3 protein-coding genes, 11 tRNA genes and 1 rRNA gene are annotated in these 6,658 nt (G+C 38.5%); 1 reads left to right on the top strand and 14 read right to left on the bottom strand.

Annotated features, from left to right (window positions below; all coding sequences use genetic code 11):
- The 13 genes from BV906_RS15600 to BV906_RS15540 form a co-directional block, all read right to left on the bottom strand.
- A 16S ribosomal RNA gene (locus BV906_RS15600) occupies positions 1–88 on the bottom strand; the annotation flags it as partial.
- 300 nt (positions 89–388) lie between these two features.
- Positions 389–462, bottom strand: a tRNA-Ile gene (locus BV906_RS15595).
- A gap of 13 nt (positions 463–475) precedes the next feature.
- Positions 476–549, bottom strand: a tRNA-Gly gene (locus BV906_RS15590).
- A 73-nt stretch (positions 550–622) separates the two neighbouring features.
- Positions 623–699: transfer RNA gene (locus BV906_RS15585), tRNA-Pro, on the bottom strand.
- A 6-nt stretch (positions 700–705) separates the two neighbouring features.
- Positions 706–782, bottom strand: a tRNA-Arg gene (locus BV906_RS15580).
- A gap of 63 nt (positions 783–845) precedes the next feature.
- Positions 846–928, bottom strand: a tRNA-Leu gene (locus tag BV906_RS15575).
- 105 nt (positions 929–1,033) lie between these two features.
- Positions 1,034–1,106 (bottom strand) — tRNA-Lys (locus BV906_RS15570).
- Between the two features lie 92 nt (positions 1,107–1,198).
- Positions 1,199–1,273, bottom strand: a tRNA-Gln gene (locus tag BV906_RS15565).
- Between the two features lie 5 nt (positions 1,274–1,278).
- Positions 1,279–1,355, bottom strand: a tRNA-Asp gene (locus tag BV906_RS15560).
- 25 nt (positions 1,356–1,380) lie between these two features.
- Positions 1,381–1,452 (bottom strand) — tRNA-Glu (locus tag BV906_RS15555).
- A 9-nt stretch (positions 1,453–1,461) separates the two neighbouring features.
- A tRNA-Ser gene (locus BV906_RS15550) sits at positions 1,462–1,552 on the bottom strand.
- A 3-nt stretch (positions 1,553–1,555) separates the two neighbouring features.
- A tRNA-Asn gene (locus BV906_RS15545) sits at positions 1,556–1,630 on the bottom strand.
- A gap of 253 nt (positions 1,631–1,883) precedes the next feature.
- Positions 1,884–2,342, bottom strand: coding sequence for a SprT family protein (locus BV906_RS15540; RefSeq protein ID WP_087974541.1), 459 nt, complete (start codon positions 2,340–2,342; stop codon positions 1,884–1,886).
- Positions 2,343–2,730: 388 nt separating this feature from the next.
- Between BV906_RS15540 and BV906_RS15535 the strand changes: the two genes are divergently transcribed.
- The gene (locus BV906_RS15535; RefSeq protein ID WP_087974540.1) at positions 2,731–4,215 is read left to right on the top strand and encodes a catalase; all 1,485 of its coding nucleotides are present in this window, start codon (positions 2,731–2,733) and stop codon (positions 4,213–4,215) included.
- A 246-nt stretch (positions 4,216–4,461) separates the two neighbouring features.
- On the opposite strand, the gene BV906_RS15530 is transcribed toward BV906_RS15535, so the two are convergent.
- Positions 4,462–6,630, bottom strand: coding sequence for a Tex family protein (locus tag BV906_RS15530; RefSeq protein WP_087974539.1), 2,169 nt, complete (start codon positions 6,628–6,630; stop codon positions 4,462–4,464).
- Positions 6,631–6,658 lie beyond the last annotated feature (28 nt).

The raw sequence follows: 6,658 nt of genomic DNA, 5'->3' as shown, positions 1-6,658 counted from the left end.
AGGGATCTGGTTGCTTCCCGCGCTCGACTTGCATGTATTAGGCACGCCGCCAGCGTTCGTCCTGAGCCAAGATCAAACTCTCCATAAAAGTGTTTGAATAGAATCAACATCAGTCAATTCCATTTGTTTTCTTAGCTTGTTGCATACTCAATAAGTGAAACTTAATGAGTTGTTTGAAAAGAAAAACATGTTTTCTTTTCTTGACATACTGGTTGTTTTGTTCAGTTTTCAAAGAGCAAATTTGTAAGTCGTTTTTGAAGCGACCATAATAGCTTATCATAAATCCATTTCGTTGTCAACAATTAATTTTACTAGTTGTTTTCTCGACAACTTTTACAATATATCACTTCTCTTAGATGAAGTCAATGCTTTTTAAAAAGAAATGGGATGGGCCTGAGTGGACTCGAACCACCGACCTCACGCTTATCAGGCGTGCGCTCTAACCAGCTGAGCTACAGGCCCACAGTAATATATATGGAGCGGGTGAAGGGAATCGAACCCTCATCATCAGCTTGGAAGGCTGAGGTTTTACCACTAAACTACACCCGCGTAACAAATGAAACCAAGTCTAAATTATAAATTAGCTATCTATATAGTAAGAAGTAACCCGAAAATATAGTACTGGTCGGGAAGACAGGATTCGAACCTGCGACCCCTTGGTCCCAAACCAAGTGCTCTACCAAGCTGAGCTACTTCCCGTTTAAATGGCGCGCCCGAGAGGAATCGAACCCCTAACCTTTTGATCCGAAGTCAAACGCTCTATCCAATTGAGCTACGAGCGCTTAAAAGCGAACCTCTTAAACATAACACTTTCAAAAGAGTATATCAAGCGTTTTTTTAGAAAGTGCGGCCGAGAGGATTTGAACCTCCACAGGGTCGCCCCCACTAGGCCCTCAACCTAGCGCGTCTGCCATTCCGCCACGACCGCATAATATTTATAAACTTATAAAAATAAATGGTGTAAATGAAAGGAACCCATACGTCTACAACTAATACTAACGTATCTGCCAATTCCACTATATCCATTAATTGATGAGCCATGGAGGATTCGAACCTCCGACCCTTTGATTAAAAGTCAAATGCTCTACCAACTGAGCTAATGGCTCATGTACTCAAACATAATTAAATATTTGATGGAATTTAAGAATAAAAAAATACTATTTTCATTAAATAGTATTTACTTCTTTTATAAATAAAATGGCTGGGCCACCAGGATTCGAACCTGGGATACACGGGATCAAAACCCGATGCCTTACCGCTTGGCTATGGCCCAACTAATGGCGGTCCGGACGGGACTCGAACCCGCGACCTCCTGCGTGACAGGCAGGCATTCTAACCAACTGAACTACCGGACCTAACAATTTTTATTTAAAAGAAAGATGACCCGTACGGGAATCGAACCCGTGATACCGCCGTGAAAGGGCGGTGTCTTAACCGCTTGACCAACGGGCCATGATTGAATGGCGGAGAAGGAGGGATTTGAACCCTCGCGCCGCTTACACGACCTACACCCTTAGCAGGGGCGCCTCTTCAGCCACTTGAGTACTTCTCCATATGGCTCCACAGGTAGGATTCGAACCTACGACCGATCGGTTAACAGCCGATTGCTCTACCACTGAGCTACTGTGGAATAATTATCATATCGTATGTAAAAACGATATCGTTATTTAGGTGAGAGTGTTCAAGTGTGTCACCATTAAAACTTTGTAGTTAGTAATTATGGCAACGAGATTTATATTATCACAATTCCCATTTGATTGTCAACAGTTTATTTCTGATAAAGCACAATAAAAGCTGAGATAATTTGTTAGCTTATTTAATTTACCATGGATGACATTTTTCGTCAATGGATTAAGTTTACTTTTTTTATTTGTCGTTTTTTCTTACTCTTTTTGTGATACCAATTCTCCACGGCACTTTCCGCAACTGTATTTGTTTACATCAACACGACGCATTCTATTATACACATGGTGACATTTCTTACACAGATACTTGTACCTATATTCTTTCTGTTCAGATGGCAGTGGACTACAATGTCTCGGTGAACCGGTAGCTTTTAGTAAATCTCGAAATTCCTTATCACGATGTTTATAACCCTTTCCTTCTATATGAAGATGATAATGACATAGTTCATGCTTGATTATTCCGTTGAACTCTTCCACATTCATTTCCGTCAGATACTTTGGATTCAATTCAATTAACTTTTTGCCAGGGATATATCTGCCACCAGTTGTTCTCAATCGGTGATTGAATCGTACTTCATGTCGAAACGGTTTATTAAAGCTTATTTCTGAGAGTTTATTTACTAATTCAAATAATTCCTTTTCATCTAATAGCGCCATTTTAAGATATACTTCCTTACCTTTTAATTTGCACCTATTTTAGCATATAACTTATAAAAATTGTTCTTGTTCTCTTTTATACATATGGAATTATTATTAAGAACACTAGTATCCTAGACAAAGAATTATGGCTATTTATAGATAATCTTTTCTCAATTAACTATATCAATTGAGAATATTTAAAGGTGCAAAGATGAATATTCCTAATCTAGCTTGGTTACATAGTAATGTTTTTTGATATATTTAAAGTTTTATTAGAATGTGCTGTTAAAGGTTTTTTGATCTCCCCATTTTATATTTATCAATATTAACTAACTACATTTATAGTAATCTGGTAATTATTATGTTATTATAATTATTGTATTTAATAACAGGAGGGATACAATTTATGAGTGAAAATAAGAAAAGAATGACCACCGCCTTTGGTGCTCCAGTACCAAACGATGATGATTCAAAAACTGCTGGTCCTAGAGGTCCATTAGTAATGGAAGATTATTGGTTCCTTGAAAAAATGGCGCATTTCGATAGAGAAGTAATTCCAGAGCGTCGTATGCATGCAAAAGGATCTGGTGCTTATGGTACCTTAACAATAACTAATGACATTACTAAATATACAAAAGCTAGAATCTTCTCTGAAGTCGGCAAAAAAACTGACATGTTTGCTCGTTTTTCAACTGTTGCCGGTGAACGTGGTGCAGCAGATGACGAGCGTGATATTCGCGGAACAGCATTGAAATTCTACACAGAAGAAGGTAACTGGGATTTAGTTGGGAATAATACACCTGTATTTTTCTTCCGTGATCCTAAGCGTTTCCCTGATCTTAACCATGTTGTAAAACGTGATCCAAAAACGAATATGCATAACCCGGAAGCTAACTGGGATTTCTGGACAAACCTACCGGAAGCTCTTCACCAAGTTAGTATTGTCATGAGTGACCGTGGAATACCAAAAACTTTTAGAAATATGAACCTTTTCGGTAGCCACACATATAGCATGTTTAACGCAGACAATGAGCGTACATGGGTTAAATTCCACTTCTACACAGAACAAGGTATTGAAAACTTAACTGACCAGGAAGCTGAAGCAATAGTTGGTAAAGACCGTGAAAGTAATCAAAAAGATTTATATGAAAATATCGAAAAAGGCAACTTCCCGAAATGGAAAATGTACATTCAAGTAATGACAGAAGAGCAAGCTAGAAATATGCCTTATAACCCATTCGATTTAACTAAAGTTTGGTACAAAGGTGATTTCCCATTGATCGAAGTTGGGGAGTTGGAACTGAATCGTAATCCAGAAAACTATTTTGAAGAAGTAGAGCAAGCTGCTTTTGCTCCAACAAATATTGTTCCTGGTATTGGTTTCTCACCAGACAAAATGTTACAAGGTAGACTATTCTCCTATGGGGATGCACAACGTTACCGCCTAGGTGTTAACCACTGGCAAATTCCTGTTAACTATCCAAAAAATGCGGAAAACTTCCATCCATATCATAGAGATGGCGCAGGAAGAGTTATACCTTATGGTGGTGGACAAATTTCTTATAGCCCGAACAGCTATGGAGAATGGAAAGATAGTCAGGAACATCAAGAACCTGCATTAAAACTTGGTGCAGATGTTGATTACTATGACTTTGATAAAGACGATGATCTTTACTTTGAACAACCAGGTAAATTATTTAGATTACAAAGCCCTGAAGCACAACAAAGACTATTTGAAAATACTGCACGCGCTATGCAAGGTACTACAAAACAAACTCAACTACGTCATATTAACAACTGCTACAAAGCCGATCCAGCATATGGCGAAGGCGTTGCAAAAGCATTAGGAGTTGCTTTAAGTGAAGTAGAAGCTGCAAGTGAATTAGAATAATAAACTAAAAAGCTCAAAGCTAGTTTAGCGACGTGTGGGGTGGTTCGAACCGTCGAACATTCCTTCACAAGAGATAAAGGAAACTCTTTGGGAGCGTAGCGAATCGATGTTGATTTAGATTACGGAGATGAAGGAAGTCCATCAGTCGCTGGGCGTGGTATACTCCGCCCGTAAACTTCAAAGAGCAAAAAGTTTATACTTCTAATGTATATGAAAAAACCGGGCAAAATTTTAGCCCGGTTTTTTTTAATCATTTTTAACCATCGATAGAGCAATTCGGCCTTTATTAACATCAATTTGCTCAACCCATACAGTAACTACATCCCCAACGGAAGCAATATCCATCGGGTGTTTCACAAATTTATTTGCCATTTTAGAAATATGAACAAGTCCATCCTGTTTAACACCGATATCAACAAATACACCAAAATCAACTACATTACGAACCGTACCTTGCATTTCCATACCTGGCTTTAAGTCTTCCAAACTCATTACGTTCTGCTTTAATAATGGTTGTGGAAAGTCATCACGAGGGTCTCGCTCAGGTCTGCTTAATGCATCCATAATATCGATTAATGTAGGCTCTCCGATTTCCAAGCGTTCTGCGATATCCTTTTTATCTAATCCATTCATTTTCTCTCTGAGATTTTCCGAGCCAATATCTGAAATATCACAGTCAAGCATCTTAAGAAGCTTCTTTGTATGTGCGTAACTTTCTGGATGTATTGGGGTTCTGTCTAAGGGATTTTCCCCATCGACAATTCTTAAGAAGCCAATTCCCTGTTCATATGTTTTCGCACCAAGTCTTGGTATTTTCTTTAGTTGTTTACGATCAATAAATTTACCTTCTTCATTTCGCTTATTTACAATATTATTTGCAACTGTTTTACTAAGGCCAGCTACATATTGCAGTAAGGAAGATGAGGCTGTATTGACATTAACACCAACCTGGTTCACTGCTGTTTCTACGACAAATGTTAATGATTCATTCAACGCCTTTTGACTTACATCATGTTGGTATTGACCGACTCCTATTGATTTTGGGTCAATTTTTACAAGCTCTGCCAATGGGTCTTGAACTCTACGTGCAATCGAGGCTGCACTTCTTTCTTCGACTTGCAAATCAGGAAACTCTTCACGTGCAAGGGCGGAAGCTGAATAGACACTTGCACCTGCTTCGTTCACAATAATGTATGGAATATCCAACTTATTATTCGCTATGACTTCGGAAATAAAGTGTTCTGTCTCCCTTGATGCTGTTCCGTTTCCAATCGCTATTAATTCTATTGGGTATTTCTTGATTAAATTCATAACAATTTTTTCTGAACCAACTGTATCATTTTTGGGTGCAGTCGGAAACATGACCCCAACCTTGTGGACCTTTCCTGTTTCATCCACAACAGCCAACTTGCATCCCGTTCGAAAAGCAGGATCGACTCCAAGTATAGTTTTGCCTTTTAAAGGTGGCTGCAACAATAGGTTCTTCAAGTTCACAGAGAAAACGTCAATAGCCTGCTCTTCACCCTTTTCCGTTAAGTTACTACGAATTTCACGTTCAATGGAAGGCTGGATCAATCGCTTGTAACTGTCCTCGATTGCATCTGACAAGATACCCGCCAACTTTTCATCTGTACTTCTTTCAATAACCTTTCGATTTAAAAATTGGGTGATGCGCTCGATTGGTGGCTCAATGGTTACTTTTAGGATATTTTCTTTTTCTCCTCGATTTAATGCCAATATACGATGTGATACTAATGAGCGAACAGACTCACTGTATTCATAGTACATTTCATAAACGCCCTTTTCATCTTTTTCTTTGTCTTTTACTTCCGATTGGATTGTTCCCCTTTTAAACGTTTCTTCACGAATATAATCACGATACTCGGCATTATCGGAAATCCATTCTGCCAAAATATCATTTACTCCAGAGAGAACTTCTTCTACAGTATGTAATACATGTTCTACCGAGAAATATTTTTCAGCCTCTAAATTTATCTCAAAGGATTGTTGTTTCCAGACTAATTCAGCAAGTGGCTCTAATCCTTTTTCTTTTGCAATAGTTGCCTTTGTACGACGCTTTTGTTTATATGGGCGATACAAATCTTCCACACGCTGAAGCTGTGTTGCAAGTTTTATCTCACGTTCCAATTCCTCGGTTAATTTCCCCTGCTCTTCGATGATACGAAGTACTTCCTGTTTTCTATCAGAAAGATTAACTGCATAATGCCATTTATCCTGCACAGATTTGATCTGCACTTCATCAAGCCCACCAGTAACTTCTTTACGGTAACGTGCAATGAATGGGACCGTATTTCCCTCGTCCAATAATGCAATTACCTTGTTTACTGTATTTGTATTTACTTCTGTTTCCTTGGAAACCCACTTAATAAGAGTCTGATCTAACTGTTCTGCCACGGTTGTTCCTCCTTCATATACCAATCTA

Source organism: Oceanobacillus rekensis, assembly GCF_002153375.1.
GTDB lineage: Bacteria > Bacillota > Bacilli > Bacillales > Amphibacillaceae > Oceanobacillus > Oceanobacillus rekensis.
This window is presented reverse-complemented; position numbering and strand designations above follow the sequence as displayed.